This window comes from Arboricoccus pini, assembly GCF_900187945.1.
Lineage (GTDB): Bacteria > Pseudomonadota > Alphaproteobacteria > Geminicoccales > Geminicoccaceae > Arboricoccus > Arboricoccus pini.
This window is the reverse complement of record NZ_FYEH01000004.1, coordinates 114866-133556: the sequence shown is the minus strand read 5'-3', so window position 1 is coordinate 133556 and position 18691 is coordinate 114866. Positions and strand designations below refer to the sequence as shown.

General features: G+C 63.5%; 18 protein-coding genes, 2 tRNA genes and 1 pseudogene. 13 read left to right on the top strand and 8 right to left on the bottom strand.

The window, feature by feature from the left end; translation table 11 throughout:
• Positions 1–66: 66 nt before the first annotated feature.
• From CFB17_RS07030 to CFB17_RS07015, 4 genes are read left to right on the top strand one after another with little or no spacing between them, the layout of a single operon-like run.
• Positions 67–1401, top strand: coding sequence for a S41 family peptidase (locus tag CFB17_RS07030; protein ID WP_088560934.1), 1335 nt, complete (start codon positions 67–69; stop codon positions 1399–1401).
• A 35-nt stretch (positions 1402–1436) separates the two neighbouring features.
• Positions 1437–1934 carry an RNA pyrophosphohydrolase gene (locus CFB17_RS07025; protein ID WP_088560701.1) on the top strand — a complete coding sequence of 166 codons (498 nt, stop codon included), beginning with the start codon at positions 1437–1439 and terminating at the stop codon, positions 1932–1934.
• A gap of 32 nt (positions 1935–1966) precedes the next feature.
• A complete protein-coding gene (locus CFB17_RS07020; RefSeq protein WP_088560700.1) occupies positions 1967–2608 on the top strand; it encodes a glutathione S-transferase family protein in 642 nt (213 codons plus the stop codon).
• Positions 2601–4400, top strand: a complete 1800-nt coding sequence (locus CFB17_RS07015; RefSeq protein WP_088560699.1) for a glycoside hydrolase family 15 protein — start codon at positions 2601–2603, stop codon at positions 4398–4400. The genes CFB17_RS07020 and CFB17_RS07015 overlap by 8 nt, the downstream gene beginning before the upstream one ends.
• A gap of 121 nt (positions 4401–4521) precedes the next feature.
• On the opposite strand, the gene CFB17_RS07010 is transcribed toward CFB17_RS07015, so the two are convergent.
• The 4 genes from CFB17_RS07010 to CFB17_RS06995 form a co-directional block, all read right to left on the bottom strand.
• Positions 4522–5106, bottom strand: a complete 585-nt coding sequence (locus tag CFB17_RS07010; RefSeq protein ID WP_133063860.1) for an ABC-type transport auxiliary lipoprotein family protein — start codon at positions 5104–5106, stop codon at positions 4522–4524.
• A 56-nt stretch (positions 5107–5162) separates the two neighbouring features.
• A complete protein-coding gene (locus tag CFB17_RS07005) occupies positions 5163–5975 on the bottom strand; it encodes an MlaA family lipoprotein (protein WP_207761966.1) in 813 nt (270 codons plus the stop codon).
• Positions 5972–7393: an alpha/beta hydrolase family protein gene (locus tag CFB17_RS07000; protein ID WP_133063859.1), complete on the bottom strand. Its 1422-nt coding sequence runs from the start codon at positions 7391–7393 to the stop codon at positions 5972–5974. Before CFB17_RS07000 ends, CFB17_RS07005 begins: the two co-directional genes overlap by 4 nt.
• Before the next feature lie 165 nt (positions 7394–7558).
• Positions 7559–7635, bottom strand: a tRNA-Pro gene (locus tag CFB17_RS06995).
• Positions 7636–7791: 156 nt separating this feature from the next.
• Here CFB17_RS06995 and CFB17_RS06990 point away from each other — a divergent pair.
• On the top strand, positions 7792–8736 hold the full coding sequence (locus CFB17_RS06990; protein ID WP_088560696.1) for a heme-dependent oxidative N-demethylase family protein: 945 nt from the start codon (positions 7792–7794) through the stop codon (positions 8734–8736).
• Positions 8737–8820: 84 nt separating this feature from the next.
• Here CFB17_RS06990 and CFB17_RS20125 read toward each other — a convergent pair.
• From CFB17_RS20125 to lipB, 4 genes and pseudogenes are all read right to left on the bottom strand, one after another.
• Positions 8821–9180: pseudogene (locus CFB17_RS20125) on the bottom strand (GNAT family N-acetyltransferase); the annotation flags it as partial.
• Positions 9181–9464: 284 nt separating this feature from the next.
• Positions 9465–9971, bottom strand: coding sequence for an NUDIX hydrolase (locus CFB17_RS06980; protein ID WP_088560694.1), 507 nt, complete (start codon positions 9969–9971; stop codon positions 9465–9467).
• 32 nt (positions 9972–10003) lie between these two features.
• A complete protein-coding gene (locus tag CFB17_RS06975; RefSeq protein ID WP_088560693.1) occupies positions 10004–10198 on the bottom strand; it encodes a DUF1192 domain-containing protein in 195 nt (64 codons plus the stop codon).
• Between the two features lie 37 nt (positions 10199–10235).
• Entirely contained in the window at positions 10236–10943 is a 708-nt protein-coding gene (gene lipB / locus CFB17_RS06970) for a lipoyl(octanoyl) transferase LipB (protein ID WP_207761977.1), read from the bottom strand.
• Positions 10944–11042: 99 nt separating this feature from the next.
• On the opposite strand from lipB, the gene CFB17_RS06965 reads away from it, so the two are divergent.
• The 8 genes from CFB17_RS06965 to CFB17_RS06930 all read left to right on the top strand — a co-directional run bounded on the left by CFB17_RS06965 (position 11043) and on the right by CFB17_RS06930 (position 18618).
• Positions 11043–11129 (top strand) — tRNA-Leu (locus CFB17_RS06965).
• A 135-nt stretch (positions 11130–11264) separates the two neighbouring features.
• Entirely contained in the window at positions 11265–12860 is a 1596-nt protein-coding gene (locus tag CFB17_RS06960; RefSeq protein ID WP_088560691.1) for an ABC transporter substrate-binding protein, read from the top strand.
• 416 nt (positions 12861–13276) lie between these two features.
• Positions 13277–13726, top strand: a complete 450-nt coding sequence (locus CFB17_RS06955; RefSeq protein WP_243389780.1) for a septal ring lytic transglycosylase RlpA family protein — start codon at positions 13277–13279, stop codon at positions 13724–13726.
• 83 nt (positions 13727–13809) lie between these two features.
• Entirely contained in the window at positions 13810–14688 is an 879-nt protein-coding gene (locus CFB17_RS06950; RefSeq protein WP_088560689.1) for an alpha/beta fold hydrolase, read from the top strand.
• Between the two features lie 11 nt (positions 14689–14699).
• Complete coding sequence (locus tag CFB17_RS06945) at positions 14700–15653, top strand: alpha/beta hydrolase (protein WP_088560688.1); 954 nt, start codon at positions 14700–14702, stop codon at positions 15651–15653.
• A 190-nt stretch (positions 15654–15843) separates the two neighbouring features.
• Positions 15844–16026: a hypothetical protein gene (locus tag CFB17_RS06940; RefSeq protein WP_243389779.1), complete on the top strand. Its 183-nt coding sequence runs from the start codon at positions 15844–15846 to the stop codon at positions 16024–16026.
• Positions 16027–16070: 44 nt separating this feature from the next.
• Complete coding sequence (locus tag CFB17_RS06935) at positions 16071–16874, top strand: response regulator (RefSeq protein WP_207761964.1); 804 nt, start codon at positions 16071–16073, stop codon at positions 16872–16874.
• A gap of 4 nt (positions 16875–16878) precedes the next feature.
• Positions 16879–18618: a sensor histidine kinase gene (locus tag CFB17_RS06930; RefSeq protein ID WP_088560686.1), complete on the top strand. Its 1740-nt coding sequence runs from the start codon at positions 16879–16881 to the stop codon at positions 18616–18618.
• Positions 18619–18691 lie beyond the last annotated feature (73 nt).

Sequence of the window (18691 nt, the reverse complement as noted above, 5' to 3'; positions counted from 1 at the left end):
GACCTGACCCGTCTCCTGGGAGGGGCGGGACAGAGATTTGGATCTTAAGGGCGAGGTCGGTTGTTGATGGCTAGATCCTGGATGAAGCTCTCCGGCGTCGCGTTGGTAGGTGTGGTGGCCGGCATGGCTCTGGCCCCACACGTGCTCGTGGGTGCCGAGCAGCCCTCATCGCCGGCGGATACGTTTCGCAACCTGAAGCTGTTTGGGGACGTGTTCGAGCGCGTGCGCTCGGAATATGTCGAGCCCGTCTCCGACCAGAAGCTGATCGAGTCAGCGATCAACGGCATGCTGACCTCGCTCGACCCGCATTCGAGCTACCTGAATGCCGACCAGTATCGCGACATGCAGGTGCAGACCAAGGGAGAGTTCGGCGGCCTCGGCATCGAGGTCACGATGGATAACGGTCTCGTCAAGGTGGTCTCGCCGATCGACGATACGCCGGCTTCGAAGGCGGGCATCCAGGCGGGCGACATCATCACGCAGATCGACAACGAAGCGGTGATGGGCCTGACGCTCAATGATGCCGTCGAGAAGATGCGTGGTCCGATCGACAGCAAAATCCAATTGACGCTGGTCCGTCAGGGCCATGACGACCCGATCAATGTCAGCTTGAACCGTGCGGTCATCAAGGTCTCGCCGGTGCGCGCCAAGGTCGAGGGCGACGTCGCCTATCTCCGGCTCACCCAGTTCACCGAGCAGTCGACCTCCAACATGGTCGACAAGATCGAAGAGATGAAAAAGCAGCTCGGGCCCAACATGCGCGGGCTCGTCCTCGACCTGCGCAACGATCCGGGCGGTCTTTTGGATCAGGCCGTCTCGGTGGCCGACACCTTCATCGACAAGGGCGAGATCGTCTCGACACGCGGCCGGCGGCCCGACAGCATCCAGCGCTTCAGCGCCAAGCCTGGCGACATTCTGAACGGAATGCCGATGGTGGTTCTCATCAATGGCGGCTCGGCCAGTGCCTCGGAAATCGTCGCCGGCGCGCTTCAGGATCATCGGCGCGCGATCATCATGGGCACGCAGTCCTTCGGTAAGGGCAGCGTGCAGACGATCATGCCGATCCCGGGCCAAGGCGCCATCCGGTTGACGACGGCGCGCTACTACACGCCGGCCGGGACCTCGATCCAGGGCAAGGGCATCACGCCCGATATCGAGGTACACGAGGCGTCGGTCTCCTTGAAGGACGACACCGGCGGCCGGCACGAGGCCGATCTCAGGGGCGCCCTCGTCAATACCGACAAGCCTTCGCCCGATGCGCAAAAATCGCCAAGCGGCGACACAGCCGGCAATCCGCTCGACAGCGAGGACTACCAGCTGGCGCGGGCGATCGATATTTTGCGCGGTATCTCAATGTATGAGGGGCGGGCGACCGGCAGCGCGGCCGCCCGGGCGCAATAATGAATGCCAGACCGCCTGCGCCTGAGTCGACGGGCATGGCGAGGTCAGGCTGCGTCGAGACCAGCGAGCCGCGGGCCGGCTACCGGCCCTGCGTTGGAATCTTCCTGCTCGATCAGGCCGATCGAGTCTTCGTCGGTCGCCGCGCCGACCTACGCCAGGAGGCTTGGCAACTGCCGCAAGGGGGCATCGATCCTGGCGAGACGCCAGATCAGGCGGGGCTGCGGGAGATGTTCGAGGAAATCGGCACGAACAAAGCGCGGCTCTTGAAGAAAAGCCGCGTCTGGCGATCCTACGACCTGCCGGCCGATCTCGCCGCGCGCATGTGGAAGGGCCGCTACAAGGGCCAGACCCAACTTTGGATCGCCTATCGCTTCGAGGGCAGCGAGGCCGACATCGACCTCGCTGGCACGCATCCCGAATTCGCCGCGCATCGCTGGGTGGATCCCGAGCAACTGGTCGCGCTGACCGTGCCCTTCAAGCGCGGTGTCTATGGCGCGGTGCTGGATGAATTTCGCGAACTCTGGGCCGATTAGAGGTCGCGACGCCAGTTTTATGGAAGGATTTCATGCCTGAGTTGGAATTGGTGATCGGTTCGAAGAACTGGTCCTCATGGTCGCTGCGCCCCTGGCTGTTGCTGCGCGAGCTGCACATTCCCTTCAAGGAAACGCTCATTCCCCTGCGTCGGCCGGACACGGCCGCGATGATCGCGCCGCGTTCGCCCTCCGGCTGGGTCCCGGTCTTGCATGTCGATGGCCAACCGGTCTGGGATTCGCTCAGCATCGCCGAGTTCATAGCCGAGCTCGATCAGAGGGCGTGGCCCGAGGCGCGCATGGCGCGGGCCCATGCACGCTCGATATCGGCCGAGATGCACAGCGGCTTTGGCACCCTTCGCAAGCTGATGCCGATGGCGTTTGCCGAGCGCATCCAGCCTGATGCAGAGACGCTGGCGGCGGTGGCTCCCAATGTTGCGCGCATCGATGCGATCTGGACGGATTGCCGCGCACGTTACGCGGGCGACGGTCCCTTTCTCTTTGGACGCTTCTCGGCCGCCGATGCGATGTGGGCGCCTGTGGTCTCCCGCTTCACGACCTATGGCGTGGTGCTCAGTCCCCCAGCTGAAGCCTATCGCGATATGATGATGGCCTTGCCCGGTATGCTCGCCTGGGCCGAGGCGGCGCGAGCCGAGCTCGAGGCCGGACATGCCTGAAGCACCGTCCGCCAACCTCGATCTCGGTCTCATCGGCAACTGCCAGATAGGCGCGCTCATCGACGACTGGGGCAGGATCGTCTGGTCCTGCATGCCGCGCCTGGATAGCGATCCCATCTTCGACCGGTTGCTCGACGACGGTGCCGATGTCGAGGACGGTTTCTTCGCCATCGAGATGGAAAACGCCGTCCGTTGCGAGCGGCACTATATCGCCAAGACGGCGGTCCTCGTCACGCAAGTCTACGATGCGGCGGGCAGGGGGCTGGAGATCACCGATTTCGCGCCACGCTTCGAGCAATTCGGTCGCACGCACCGGCCGGCCATGCTCATCCGCATAATCCGTCCGATCAAGGACAGCCCGCGCATCCGCGTCCGCCTCCGTCCCCGCTTCGGCTATGGCGCCATCCAGCCCGTACGGACCCGTGGCACGCACCATATCCGCTACCAGGGCGACATGTTCACCGCCCGGCTCACGACCTGCGCGCCGGTCAGCTACGTCATGGCGGAGAGCCTCTTTCGCCTGCATCGGCCGATGCATTTCATCCTTGGCCCGGACGAGGGGCTGAACCGGCCGATCGCCGAGATCGCCAACGAATTCCTCGAAAAGACGATCGGCTACTGGCACCGCCTGATCGGCCATCTCCATCTACCCGCCGACTGGCAGGAGGAGGTTATCCGCTCGGCGATCACGCTTAAACTCTGCAGCTTCGAAGAAACGGGTGCCATCGTCGCCGCGCACACGACCTCCCTGCCGGAAGCGCCGGGCGAAGGCCGCAACTGGGACTACCGCTATTGCTGGGTCAGGGACGCGCTCTTCGTCGTTCGCGCCCTGAACGGCCTGGGCACAATCGAGACCATGGGCCAGTATCTGGTCTATCTTCGAGACATCGTGGCTGAGAGCGCCACCGGCTTTCTCCAGCCGGTCTACGGGATCGGCCTCGAGCCCGTTCTTTTGGAGCGCGAAGTCGAGACGCTCCGGGGCTACCGAGGCAACCAACCGGTTCGCGTCGGCAACCAGGCCTTCGAGCACCACCAGCATGATGGCTACGGCTCGGTTATCCTGGCTGTCGCCCAGACATTCTTCGATCACCGCGTGGCCGAACCGGCTGGCATCGACGCCTTCCAGGCCCTCGAACGCCTGGGCGAGATGGCCCGGGAGTTGTACGACAAGCCGGATGCGGGCCTTTGGGAACTGCGCCAGAATGCGCGCATCCATACGCACTCCAGCATGATGTGCTGGGCCGCCTGCGACCGGCTGGCACGGATTGCCCGCCAACTCGGCGAGACGGAGCGTGCCACCTACTGGTCCGACTCAGCGGCCGCGATCAAGGCGGTCATCCTGAGGCGTGCGTGGAACGAGTCCATGCAAAGCTTTGTTTCCAGCTTTGAGGGGACCGATCTCGACGCCGCCCTCCTCTTGATGCCTGCCACCGGCTTCATCCAGGCAAAAGATCCGCGCTTTTTGTCCACCCTCGCGGCGATCGAGCAGCGCTTGGTGAACGGTCCCTATGTCTTTCGCTATCGCGAGGCCGACGATTTCGGCGAGCCCGAGCATGCCTTCATCGTCTGTTCCTTCTGGTACATTGAGGCATTGCATCGGGTCGGGCGCCGGGATGAGGCCCGTGAGCTCTTCAAGACCATGCAGGGCCATGCCAACAGTCTTGGCCTGATGAGCGAGCACATCGACGTCAAGACCGGTGAAATGTGGGGTAATCTACCCCAGACCTACAGCCATGTGGGTCTCATCACATGCGCTCTCCAGCTCAGTCGTCCATGGAGCGACGTGGTCTGAGGCACGACCCTGGGTCGGTCCCAGGCCAGGGCCGCTAGACAAAGCTGGCGGCTGGCAGGCAGTGCTTGGCGCTGCTTGAGCCGGAGTTCCCAGCGGCTACCGCGCTTTGGGCTGCTTGAGCCTACTCGACCGGCTGGCGCTCGCCGGTGCGAAGGGTCCAGTTGACGGCCTCGCGAAAAGCATTGCCCGCGGCTTCGTCGAAGGCTTTGACGACGGAGGCGGGGCGAAGATCGTCAGGCTTTGCCTGACCGGCGACGGAGCTGAAGCCCAGCTTTTTGCCATCGCTGGAGCGGATCAGGACAAGATCCAGAGCCACGCGGACGCGCGGCGGTTCGCCCGAGGGCTCTTCGAGCTGGAAGGCCGCGATGTTGGACTGCAGGGCAAGGCTGGCGGGCGCGCCGTCGCCCTCGATGCCGACATGCTGGATGGCACCAGACTGCAGGAAGGCATCGCGCAGGCCGTCGCGCACCATGAGCGTGGGTGACTGGCGCCATTTGCTATCGCCCATCGCTGAGGGCGGCATGCCGTCCTCAGCGCTCAGGATCGCCTGGCCATCCAAAGGCGGAATGGCATTCGGCATGATGATCAAAAGATTCCAGCCAACGGGGGCGATGCTGCCCCGCAAGACCGGTGTCGCCTGCAACGCGTAGCCGCGTTGCCAAAGTCGCGTGGGCGAGAGGCTGCCGCAGGCCGTGAGTCCGAGCAACAGCCCGCCAGAAGCCACGCCTTGAATGGCACGGCGACGTGAGAATGACCGCATCCTCATTTCTGGATCTCGAGATCCCGCTTCTTCATGTAGAGAAACCGCACGAGGTCATACTCGAACGGCGATCCGGTGGAATAGTAGCGAAACGAGTTTTGATGGCGTTCGTCGACCGCACGCAGCACGTAGACACCTGGATTGAAATAGACCCAGTCCGTGATTTCCTTCCCGGGCGGCAGATAGAAGGTGGTGAGCGAGTCGGTGGCAAGGCCCGTCGTGTCGCGCACCGTCGAGGGACCAAAAATAGGCAGCACCAGGAAGGGACCGGGGGCCACGCCCCAGCGGCCGAGCGTCTGGCCGAAATCCTCCACCTGGCGTTGCGCACCCAGCGCCCCGGCAACATCGAACGTGCCCAGGAGGCCAAAGGTCGAATTGACGGCGAAGCGTATGACGGCGAGGCTGGCGATTTCCGGTCTGGCCTGCAATAGGCCGTTCGTGGCGTTGCGGATCTCGCCGAGGTTCAAGAAGAAATTCGAGACGCGGTCCTGCACGAAGGTGGGCAATATATATTCATAGCCATGCACCACTGGCAGGAGCACGTATTTGTCCGCCAGCGCATTAAAGGCATACATGCTGCGATTATAGCCCTCGAGCGGGTCGGGTACCTCGATCGGATAGATCCTGTTGGTGCGCGTATCCAAAACCTCCTTGGGCGGCGGCGTGCCCAAATCCTCGGCGGGCACGGCTGCACAAGCGCTCATCGCCAGGGCGAGAAGGAGGACCAAGGAGCGCAGGCCGCGCCGAGCGATGGTTGCATCCGGTGGGGTCCAGCCCTTGGGCAGGGCCCGCTTGCCCAAGCTTGCGGCACTCACTGGCCGATCATCCGATTGAAGGCCGCGTCGAAGTCCGGTCGGCCGATACTGCCGCCGTGCCCGCCACTCGACAGCACTGTCAGCCGGTCGCCGAGGATCGATTTCATCTCCTTGAGGTCTCCAGGAGCCAAAATGATATCGTCCTGATTCGTGATCGCAGCGATGGTAGGCGTCTGGTGCAGATAAGGACCGATCGTCGCGAGAGAGGCTTGTTCCAAAAGCGTGTGTCCAGGCGGTGCCGGCGCTACCAGTTCCGGATGCCGGGCCAGATAGGGCAGTGCCAGCCCTTCCACATAGTCCCGCAGCGTGTGATCGAGGCCAACCTTGAAGACGTCTGTGAGCGAATTGGCGATGCCCGGCCGCGCATCGGCTGGAATGAACACGCCGCTGTGAGTCATCACGTCCGAGGTGAAGGCAAGATTGGCGACCGAGATACGAAAGGAGAGTCCGATCAGCATCTCGAGGAGATCGAAGCGGTTCTGGAAGAGCGCGAACGTGCCGAAGAGAACCTCGGGCGAGAGGTCGCTCGTCGGCGATTGGGCATAGACCTGGGCAAAGCCCGCAAAGACCGTCCGGATGAACCGATCCACCGCCGCCGGGTCCCGCTCCGTGTAGCGTTGGAGCATGGAATCGATGAGCGTGATCGAATGATCGAGTCGGTCCGGCGGATTGATCAGGACGACATTGCTAAAGTTGAAGGCGTGCTCGCGGCTGTCGAGCTCGCCAACGAATGCCGCATGCATGGCACCCAGGCTGAAGCCGACCAATTTGTAGTTGGTAATCTGGATCTCATGTGACAATTGCGCCCTGGCCATCTGCATGACGCGCAAAAGATCCGCCGCATCCGTCTGCATGACGCCGGGCACGAAGGTTCGCGATGCCGTGACGACGAATTGTGGATGGCTGGGCGAGGGAATGATGACGACATTCATGCCCTGCGCGTAGAGGAGGCGCCCGAGAATCTGAACGGTCGGCGATTCGCCCGATGAGCCGGTACCGGCGATGACGAAGACGAGCGGTGCCGGCTTGTCCTGCTTGAAGACGACGAGTTCAAGTCCGTCGCTGAAATACCAGAAGAGCTTGGGCACCGGCCGATCGGGAAAGGGCTGTACCCGCATGATGCTGAGGGCACTGAGCGGCACGTCAGGCAGGTCCTGGACATTGCCGCCCAGGGCGCCGCGAATGGTCTCAACCATCGGTCCGGTGCCTGTCGGGAGCTGCGGTGCCGGCATGTTGCGTCGATCGCTGAGGCGACCATTCACCGGGCTCGTATCGCCGGCGGAGGGCATGAAGACCTGGGCTTGGGCGCTCAGGCTCATCATGAGCGGGATGGCGATCGCCAATGCAGTGCGGGTGGTCCGCCCCCGGAGCGTCTGCCATCGCTGCGGCCGATCGATCCCACTCGGTCCTCTCCGCATCGATTCTCCATTCCTGTCAACGACGACCATGGCATGTTCTCTATCGGAGAATGCCTTGGCTGCGTAGGATCACGGGCAAACGCTGAGGTTATATATCAGTCGATTGTGACATTCGAACGCGGACACGCTTGCGCTTGATGCGCGGCAAGGAACGAAGCGTAGGCATGGTCGGGGCGGCGGGATTCGAACTCGCGACATCCAGCTCCCAAAGCTGGCGCTCTACCAAGCTGAGCTACGCCCCGGACGGGGTCCATCTAGGCCAGCTGTCGCGACGGCGCAACTGGAAGGAGGGCGAAAGCGTGCGACCTCGCCAGGATTGCGCTCCTTGTGCGCTTGCTGGTTGGCCCGATTTCTGCGTGTAGGAGGTCGGTCGATGCCTTAAGAGGACCTTGCCGCGCATGACCCGCCCGAGCTTTCCCCTGGTCTTCATGGACCGACCCTGGCAGTTGGCGATGGGCCTGAACAAGCTGGAGCCTAGCGAATGGATCGACATCGACCGGCATTACGATCACGAGATCGAGCTCAAGCGCGACCTGCTGGGAGCGAGGCCCGAGGCCGTCTTTGTCCATGACCCCAAGGCCGACCTGGCCGCGCGGGAACTCCTCTCCCTCCTCATCGATCATTTAGGCCGCTATCACGAGGCGCAGTTTGAGGCCATCCCGACCGGCCTGCGCGTACGGCGCACGGGTGAGGAGGTGCGCAAGGACGCGCCGGCGCCGCTCGTTACGGCCGGCCTGCTGGTCCAGGAGGATTTCATCCTCCTCTCCAAAAATGCCGAGGGCAGCTACGTGCTGGAGTCGGCCTTTCTCTGCTTTCCCATGCGTTGGCGTCTGCGCGAGAAGTTCCTCCAGCCGATGCGCGCGATCCACCAGCCCGTGCCCGGCTATGCCGAACGGCTGAGCAACCCGGTCGATCGCTTCTTTGCGAGCGTGACGCCCGAGCGACCCGTCTGGCGGGCTAACTGGTCCTTCACGGACGATCCTACGCTCTTTCAGCCCGATACGCGCAGGAAGGAGATGGAGCTGGAAGCGGCGACGCTGGGCACCTCCTTGCACCTTAGGGTCGAAAAGCAGACCCTGCGCCGCCTGCCGGAGAGCCACTTCGTCGCTTTCGGCGTGCATACTTATGTTTGCAGCCTCGACGAGATCTCGACGGTGACCGGAGCCTGTGCCGCGCTAGCTGCCCGCCTGCGCGAGATGCCCGAATCGATGCTGCGCTACAAGAATCTCATGGCTGTCCTGCCGCTCGTCCTGCCCTGGCTCGATCGGCGGGCTGCCCTCGAGGCTGGGTGTGGCGCTGAGGGGCAGGGCATCGCGGTAGAGGCGGGCGCCATGGTCGGGTAGGCTGGCGCCGCGCAGGCTCAGGCATTGGAGTCGGCCGGGATCCTCGTCCGGCATGACGATCCGGGGCGGCACGACGTTGAAACCGAACTGCCCGTAATAGGCCGGATCGCCCACCAGGAAGACGAGGCAGGGGCCGGCGGCGCGCACGCGCGCCAGCGTCGCGTGGATTAGGGCGCGGCCGATGCCCTGCGATTGCAGGGCCGGGTCGACGGCCACGGGCCCGAGCAGCAATGCCTTGCGGCGGCTGAGACGGATCGGCCAGTAACGGATGGTGGCCACGATCCGATCCTGGTCGCGGGCGACCATGCAATAGGCAGCAATCGGCGCCACGCCGACGCGATAGCGATAGGAGACCTTTTTTTGCCGGTCGGGACCGAAGGCGCGGTCTAGGATGTCCTCGATCGCGAGTGCGTCTTCGGGCCGTTCGAGGGTGAGGTCATACATGGCGGGCTACCAGGAGGGGCGAGACCTGAGGCGTCGTCGCCTTCCTCGCCCATGCCCGTTTAAGATCGCGGTGCTAGGCGAAGGAAGAGCCGGCGAGACGCCAGCGAAGAAGCGCTGGACGGTACATCCCGCGTCGTCGTCGCATGTCGCTCCGCACCAACGTCATCCCTACACCATCCTTCATGGTGTAGGCTTGATGAGGGCCCACCCGAGGCTTGTCAATCCTTCCTCACAGCATTCGGTCTTCATCAAGGGATGCGGGCGCGGGGAGCGCCTGCCCGGCATCAGCCGGCACGTGCTTGCTGGCGTAGCTCGATCGCGCGTCTGAGCGCCCATTCGACCGAGGGAAAGGCCAATTCGTCCCAAGGAATGGCATCAAAGCCCACCAGCATGACGGCCTGGCTCTCGACGCCTGGACTGACCGCCGGATCGAGCAGGCGGGCGTGATAGAAGATCTGCACCTGATCGATGCGCTTGATACTGTAGATGGCAAGCAGACCATCGATGGCGATCTTCGCATTGGCCTCTTCCATGGCCTCGCGCACGGCCCCTTCCTCGGCCGTCTCACCCAACTCCATGAAGCCGGCTGGCAGGGTCCAAAAACCGACGCGCGGCTCGATCGCCCGGCGACAGAGAAGAATACGGTCCTCATGGACGCAAAGCGCGCCTACGACGATCTTGGGATTGACGTAGTGGATGGTCGCGCAGCCGAGGCAGACGAAGCGCTCGCGTTCGTCACCCTTGGGGATCATCTTGGCCACGGGCTGGCCGCAGGAGGAGCAAAAGCGCATGGCTTTTTCGCTAACCCTTCAAGCCGCGCGCGCTAGCCAGGTCGCTTGAAGAGCGCCTCGGCGGCGCCGCGCACATCGCGCCGCCGGGCTATCTCGACGTCGACGCGGCCGATTTCCTGCTTCAGCGTGGTCAGGTATTTCTCGAGCTCCTCAACTGACAGCCCGTTCAGCGGGCGTGGCAAGCCCGGCCCCACCGCCGTCTTGCTCGGCATGTCTTCCTCGTCCATGGCGCGCCTCCTCGATCATGCAAACCCTGGCCTTTGCTCATAGCGAGAGGGCGGCAACGTTGCCAGCTTGCCGATCCTGGCCGAACACCGCCTTGAAATGACGAAGCAGCGCAGCGTCGACGGCGGTCATGGGGGCGGGCCTGCCAAGGGCCGCCATGGAGGTGACACCGAACTCGGCAATGCCGCAGGGCACGATGCCGGCGAAGTCCGCCAGCGCCGGATCGACATTCAAGGAGAGTCCGTGAAAGGCGACCCAGCGGCGCACGCGCACGCCGATGGCGGCAATCTTCATCTCGCCTTCTTGCGTCTCGACCCACACGCCGATCCTGCCTTGGCGTCGCTCCGCCTTGATATCGAACTCGGCCAGTGTGCGGATCACCATTTCTTCCAGCCGCCACACATGCCGCCTAAGGTCGCTGCCATAGGGTTTGAGGTCGAGGATCAGATAGGCAACCCGCTGGCCGGGCCCGTGATAGGTGTAACGGCCGCCGCGTCCTGCTTCGAAGACGGGAATGTCGGGCCGACCGATCAACTCCCTGGGATCAGCACTCGTCCCGGCCGTGTAGACCGGCTCGTGCTCAAGCAGCCAGACGAGATCCGAGGCGGTGCCGGCGCGAATGGCGTCGGCATGCGCCTCCATACGGGCCAGGGCCTGAGGATAGGGGACGGGTGCTTGGGCCACCTCCCAATCCGCCAGATTGGTGGCCGAGGCCGCGTCGGCCGGTAAGGAGCGTTCAGCGCACATGATGCGCATTTGAAGATCACGTCTGGCAGCCGCTTGCAAGTCAGCAAGGCTTTTGCTACCTCACGGCCCTCGCGTGGAACCACGCGGTTTCAGTCGCGTGCGGTCGTGGCGGAATTGGTAGACGCACCAGCTTGAGGGGCTGGCGCCCGCAAGGGCGTGGAAGTTCGAGTCTTCTCGACCGCACCATATTGAAGGCATCTTGCCAGCCCATGGTCCCTGGACCATTTGCCGGCTCTGGGTCATTGGACCACGCCTGCGACTTTTGGTTTCCTGAACTGACGTAGTCCAAGGGCCGCAAGCGGCCCGGCAGATGGAGCGTCGATGATTTCGCGCCGCCTGGCCCTGCAAGCGACCGGTGCCAGCCTTCTGGGCGGCGCCCTTTTCGGGTTTCGTCCGGCACAGGCCCGCAAGCGCAAAGTCCTGCGTGCCGCCATGCTGAACGAGTTGCGCTCGCTCGATCCCGTGCAGAGCGGCAGCTATGCCACGCGCAACCATGCCTACATGATCTACGACACGCTCTTTGCCATGGATGCCGACGGCCATATTCAGCCGCAGATGGTGGAGCGTTACGAAGTCAGTGAGGACGGGCTCGTCTATCGCTTCACCCTGCGCGAGGGGCTGCTGTTCCACGACGATCGGCCCGTCACCGCCGCCGATGCCGTGGCCTCGATCAGGCGCTGGGCTGCTCGCGATACCCTGGGGCAGATGCTGCTGCGCGCGGTCCGTCGCATGACGGTCCTGGACAGTGTCAGCTTCGAGATCGTTCTCGAGCGGCGCTTCGGCCTGGTGCTTCACGCCTTGGGCGGTCCCTCGACGCGCGTGCTTTTCATCATGCCCGAGCGGCTGGCGGAAACGCCGCCCGACCAGGCCGTGGCCGAGCAGGTGGGTTCCGGCCCCTTCACCTTCGATGCCGCCCGCTGGAAGCCAGGCACCATCGCCGTCTATGACCGCTTTGCCGGCTATTCGCCGCGCCCCGAGGCGCCCTCATGGGAGGCGGGTGGCAAGGTCGTCCATCTGGATCGGGTGGAGTGCGTTTTTGCCGCCGACCCGCAATCGGCCGTCAATGCGCTCCTGGCGGGCGAGCTCGACATGATCGAGCAGCCGCCAATCGACCAGCTCGACGTTCTCAAGGATGATGCCGAGACGGTGCTGCTCGAGCAAAATGCCTTAGGCAACCAGCTTTTCCTGCGCTTCAATCCGCTATGGCCGCCCTTTGCCGATCCCCGCCTGCGCCAAGCGGCGATCGCATGCCTCAATCAGGAGGATTTTCTTAAGAGCGCTATCGGCGATCCGCTCTATTACGAGTCCTGCCCGGCCATGTTCGTCTGTGACACGCCTCTTGCCACCCCGGAAGGCGGTGTGTCGCTGTTGAAATCGGATTTCGAGCGGTGCAAGCGCCTTTTGCGCGAGGTCGGCTATGCCGGAGCGCCTATCGTCCTGCTCCACCCCCTGGACCAACCCGTCCTCAGCCAGTTGGCGCCGGTGGCACGGCAACTCCTCGAGCGCGGCGGCTTCAAGGTACAGATGGTCCCCCTCGGCTGGCAGGCCTATCTCGATCGCCGCCATTCCAAGGCAGCACCCACCGCCGGAGGATGGTCGATCTTCCTCGGTACGGCCAATTCGGTCGACGCCCTCGATCCCATCAGCACGGCCACGCTGAATGCCACGGGCGAGACCGGCTATGACGGCTGGTTCGATGATCCGCGGCTTGAGGAGATGAAGCGGCGTTTCGTCGAGGCGCCCGATCTTGCGGCTGAGCAGGAACAAGCGCGCGCCATCCAACTCTATGCCCTGCAGGAGTTGGGCACGCACGCCTATCTCGGCCAGTACAAATTGCCGATGGCGATCCATCAGCGGCTGAGCGGCGTGCTGCCGGGTACAGCACCGCATTTTTGGAACATCGACAAAGTCGCCTAGTCCAGACCTGGGGGCCGAGCCGCCGGACGACCCCCCGGCCAGCGGTTCGACTAGCGCAAGGCGAGATAAAACGTGAATATTATCCACCATGTGGTGAAAATCCATGCGCGCCACGAATTAAAAATTCGCCCAAATGCGGCCCGCCACAGCTTGCCGGCTCTCTCGGCCCAGCGCCGGCATATGACTAAGCTGACCTTGGTTGAAAAGATAAAAACAAGAATACTGAAGTAAATATCCAAGTAGAATTTCTTATCTCCAGGCATTGCGAATCCAGCATGCAGGCTTCGTAAAAGACGTGTCATGTGGGCTTGGTAAAAACATGATCTGCAAAAAGGGGGTGGCCCATTCGACTGAGATCGTGTTTATCGCAGGCAGCAAGAATGATTTGAGGAACGCCAATGAACCCGATCGCGACTATGAGTATGGTTGCGGTCTTGTCCGGTATCTTGATCACGCCCTCTTTTGCGGAAACCGCAAGTGGTGACAGAAACGCGGATAATGACGGCTTTTCACAGGTAGGTAAGGCCTCCTGGTATGGCCCCGGGCTCCATGGTCGACAGACGGCAAGTGGTGATTCCTTCGACCAGAACGCGCTGACAGCGGCCCATCGGCGGTTGCCGCTAGGGTCCACCGTGATGGTGACCAACCTACAGAACGGTCGCTCGGTAACTGTTCTCATCAATGATCGAGGGCCCTTCGTTCCCGGCCGGGTCATCGATCTCTCGCGTGCCGCCGCCCGCGACCTCGGCATGACGCGATCGGGTGTGGCCCGTGTGCGGATCGAGCGCGTCGACGAGCCGAGTTCGGACGACACCACCGCAGATGCGTCGAACACCAACGATGCGGGCAATCTGCCAGCTTTCTAGAACCCGCCGGATCTTCAAACCTTCAATCGTCTCGGCTAGGTATCGAGGCCAGTCCTTGTCGTCGTGACAAGGAGAGCCTGCTCATGGATATAATGCTGCGGACGATGCGTTCGGGCGACGACTTCGCCCAGCACCAGATCGATCTCGGCCCAAAAGGCCAGTTGCTGGCGGCGGAGTACGGCACCAGAGAGCAGTTGCCGACGGTCTACCTGCACGGCTTTATGGGCTCCAGACTGGAACCACGGGCCGCGATGCGGCCGCTCGGCAATATTGTGGCCTTCGACCGTATTGGCTATGGCGGGTCCACGGCGGCGGCCGATCCTTTAAGTCTCACCGATTTTGGCGAGCGCATCGCCTTGGCGCTAGACCGCCTTGGCATCACCGCCTGCCGCTTGGTGGGCGTCTCCGCCGGCGGCCCTTTCGCCGCTGCCGCTGCTGCCGTCCTCGGTGATCGCGTGGCGCATCTCTCGCTGGTCTGCGCGCTAGCCGATCCCAGCGCCATCGGCGACGGCCGGGCAGGGCTGATCTTGCGCGCGCGCCGCCATCTCCGCCTCTTGCGCGTTTTCATGCCCCATCTTCTTCGGCGCGTACGCCGGAGCGGCCTCGATCAGCGACTTGGTCGCATGGCCATTCGCCGCGACCTCGGGCCGATCCGCGCCGCCGACCCAGACAAGGTTGCCGAACGGCTGTTCGCCTCCTACCGCGAAGGCACGCGCAACGGCACTGCCGGCCTCGTCATCGACATAGCGACCTTGACCACGGCCTGGGATTTCGACCTTGCGAAGATTGCCGCGCCGACCTTGATTCTCGAGGGCGGTGCCGACAATGTCGTCGGGGCGGGACAGGGGGCTTGGTGGCGCCGGCATTTGCCGGATGCGCGTCATCTCGTCCTTCCCGACGAGACCCACATTTCGCTCGTAATCAATCACGCCGAACGGATCGCGTCCGGCGCCTGGGACTGAGCCCGTTGCCCATGATCGATCCAGATCTTGAAGATTCCATGGCGGAGGTCGATCCGGCGATCCGGTCGATTCTGGCCGAACGGCGGGTGGGCGCCTCGGACGATCCCGTGCTGGCGCGAAAGCTGACCTTGGAGCGCAACGCACCTTGGAACGCCACTGCCCCCGCACTGCCGCTGGTCGAGGACCATCTGGTGCCGACCGACGGAGCGCCGCTCCGGCTGCGCCTCTATGCGAAGGACGCCGCCGCCACGGGTACGCTGCTCTATCTGCATGGTGGCGGCTGGGTCCTGGGGTCGATCGAATCGCATGACGGCATCTGCCGCCGCCTAGCCGCCGCCGGCGGCTTCCGGCTCGTCAGCCTCGACTATCGGCTGGCACCCGAACACCCCTATCCAGCTGCCCTCGACGACGTGTTGACGACGATCGACTGGCTGCGCGGTGAGGGAAGGCAATTCGCGCCGGGCGCCCTGGGCGTGGCAGGCGATTCCGCTGGCGCCACCCTGGCGCTTGCCGCGTCATTGCGACTGCGCGCCCAAGGGCAACGCAATGTCGACTGGCTGGGCCTCCTCTACGGGGCCTATGGTCGTCACTTCGAAACCGCTTCGTATCAACGCTATGGCAGCGACGCCTATGGCCTCTCGGTTGCGGCTATGCGGTGGTTTTGGGGCCTTTATGCCGGCTCGACCGGCTCAGACGATCCCTTTCTCGCCCCTCTGGAAGGAGATGCGGATTTCACCGGCCTGCCGCCGCTCTTGGTCGGTGCCGCCACTTGCGACCCCTTAGCCGACGATAGCGTGGCGTTGGCTGTCCGCCTTATCGAGGCCGGGGGCGATGTCGACTATAGGCGTTGGCGCGGGCTGACGCATGGCTGTCTGCATTGGGCGGCGCGCGTACCGGCGGTGGCGCGCGTCATGGACGAGGTGGCGCAGGCTGCCGCGCGCGGCTTGCGGCAGCCCGGCTCTTGAGACCGTTCCTCAGGTTCAAAGGGCGCTGCGTCCGGTCGCTCGGACGAAGCGTGATGCCACGCTGCGGTTTAAATTGCCGCACGGATCGAACCTTTGATCACATGTCCCGTTCGTTGGTGGAAGCTGCTCGATCCAGAATGGACCTGCTGGTCGAATGACGTCGAACCGACATGCGAAAGGGCCAAAGCCAGTGCCAGAGCCAAGCGGCCAGAGCAATAAGAAGGCCGACCCCGCTTTTGAACGCTGGTTGGGCAAGCAATTGCACGGGCTTTATGATCCGGTCCTGAACGAGGCCGTGCCGGACGAGATCGCCAGGCTGATCGAAGGTTTTCGCGAGCGCGAGCCGGCGAAGAAGGACGGGCAAAAAGACTAGCTTCCAAATCGGGAGTTGGCGCGGGTGGCCAGGCTGGAGCAAACATGTCCTCGATGCATGACGTGACACGGGAGATCGCAAGCGAGGTGCCGTTCATGAGGCGGTTCGCCCGTGCCGTGCTGGGCAGCCAGGCGATCGCCGACGACCAGGTCAAGGAGGCGCTGCAACGGCTGCTGAATGAACGTGAACCGATCGAACGCCTGGGCGTCAAGGTCGCGTTGTTTCGGGCGTTGAATGCGACGCTCAAATTAGCTTGCGCGCCATCGAACAGCCAGACCACGTACCGGACCGAGGGACACGCGGTTCTGGATTCCAGGCTGAGCGGCCTCTTGCCGTTGGGTCGACATCTTCTCCTCTTGACGACGTTGGAGGGCTTCAGCCTCGGGGATGCCGCCCAAATCGTCGATCTGTCGCTGGAGGATGCGGGCCTGATCCTGGGGGAAGCCAAGGAATCGCTTCGCCGCCAACCGGCGACGCGTATCTTGATCATCGAGGACGAGCCCGTGATTGCGCTCGATATCTCCTCCACGGTCAGCCAAAGCGGCCACACCGTCGTTGGTATCGCCACGACCCACAAGGAGGCGGTCGAGATGGCGCGGAGCGGCAATCCGGGCCTGGTCCTTGCCGACATTCAGCTGGCCGATGACAGCTCTGGACTGGAAGCGGTCCAGGAGATCCTGAGTGAGGTTACGTTGCCGGTCATTTTCGTGACCGCCTATCCCGAGCGGTTGCTGACGGGCGAGAGGCCCGAGCCCGCCTTCCTCATCACCAAACCCTTCGATGACGTCACGCTGAATGTGACGATCGCGCAGGCGCTGACGACCGCGAGTCTCCAGGGAAAGTCATAGATCCGTGTCGGCCACGGCGCGACGACTGGCCGATTTCTATGAGCGGATCAATAGTCTAAAGGCGCGCATGGCGCTGCTCATGGGGCTCGTCCTGGTCGCACCCGCGACCTATGCCGTGATCAAGGCCGTTCAGGCCTATCTGGACCAGTCGGCCGGTATCAAGGCGACGCTGCAACGCAGTGCCAGGGCAATCGCTACCGCCGATGCCGCCATTCTCGACCGTCAGCGAGCAACGTTGGAGCGCGTTGCGGCAGCTCCTGGCCTGGACATCGGTGATTCGCTGGCCTGCAGTGACCAGATAGCGCACGGCTTGACGGGTCTTGAGGATTTTTCCTGGCTCGTCATCGTCGATGGAGCGGGGCGCGTGCGTTGCTCCAGCAATGCGGAACTTTTGACGCGCGACCCTGGTGCCCATGCCTATCTCGGGGCGCTGGAACAGGGCGCCACCTTCGTCGTTGGTAAACTCGAGGACGACGCGCTGCTACCAGGGGGGAAGGCAGTCAAGCTGGCGGTAGGACTGCGTCAGGGGCGGTCAGGTGCCGTTCTCGGGGCGGTGCCCGCCGATCATTTCAACGCTGCGCTACCGGCCCTGGACCTGCCGGATGGCGCGCTGCTCTATCTTCTCGATTCCGGCGGCAATCTGCTGTCGGGGTTGGCGGCGGCCAATCCCGACAAGTTGCAGCAAGGCGCTCTAGCAACGCTGCTAAAGGAGCCCGGCCGGCCGAGTTCGCTGCAGATGGAGGATCAGCCAAGGCGGCTCTTTGTCGCCGAGCCGGTGTTGGGTGGGCGCATGTATGTCGTGGTCGGTCTGCCCAGTCCGCGTTGGTCTTGGCTGGAGAGCGACCTCGTCATCGGCATCTTTGCGCCAACCTCGACGCTCATGCTGGCGATCGTTGCGATCTGGGTCGTGACCGATCTCCTCATCAATCGACATATTCGCGCGCTGGCCATCACCGCGCGCGCCTATAGTCGCGGCCAGCTGAACATGCCGGTCTCACTGCGGCATGCGCCGACCGAGCTGCGCGAGTTGGGTGCCACGCTGGCACGCATGGCCGAACGCGTGCAGCGTCGCGAGACAGAGCTCGAAACCTCACTGCGGCAGAAGGATGCGCTGCTCAAGGAGATCCACCATCGGGTGAAGAACAATCTCCAGATCGTCACCAGTCTTCTCAATCTCCGCGCGCGTGCTCAGGTGACGCCGGCTGCCAGCGAAGCGATGCTGGACGCGCAGTTGCGCATCAAGGCGATGGCGCTCGTGCATCGCAATCTCTACGAGCATGACGATGTCGGCACGGTGCAACTCGGAAAGTTCCTTGGCGAACTGGGGGAGATGTTGCGGGAGTTCAGGCGTGAGGGCGATGGCGGGATCGACCTTCGCGTCGAGGCACCGACGGGCTCGATCTCGACCGATCAGGCGATACCCATGGCACTCCTCGTGACGGAAGCCGTGAGCAACGCCTTCCAGCATGGCTTTCCCGATCGGACCAGTGGCCAAGTCAAGGTCGAACTCACGCACGAGGGTGACAACAAGGCAAGGCTGCTCATCAGCGATGACGGGATCGGCCTAGCGGCCGGCCGCGCGCGAGGGGCTGCGCGCGAGAGGGCGGGGATCGGCCTGACCTTGATCTCGTTGTTGGCCAAGCAGATGGGGGGCAAGCTCGAGATCGAGGAGGGGGCGGGCACGCGCTTGCGGATCGATTTCGTCCTGCGACGCGAGGCAACAAGTCTCGTCAGGGCTGCTTGATTTCTGCGATCCGCGACGAATATCAAAATGGTGATGTATCTCCGGGAACGTAGATTGGCCTCGACGGTTGATG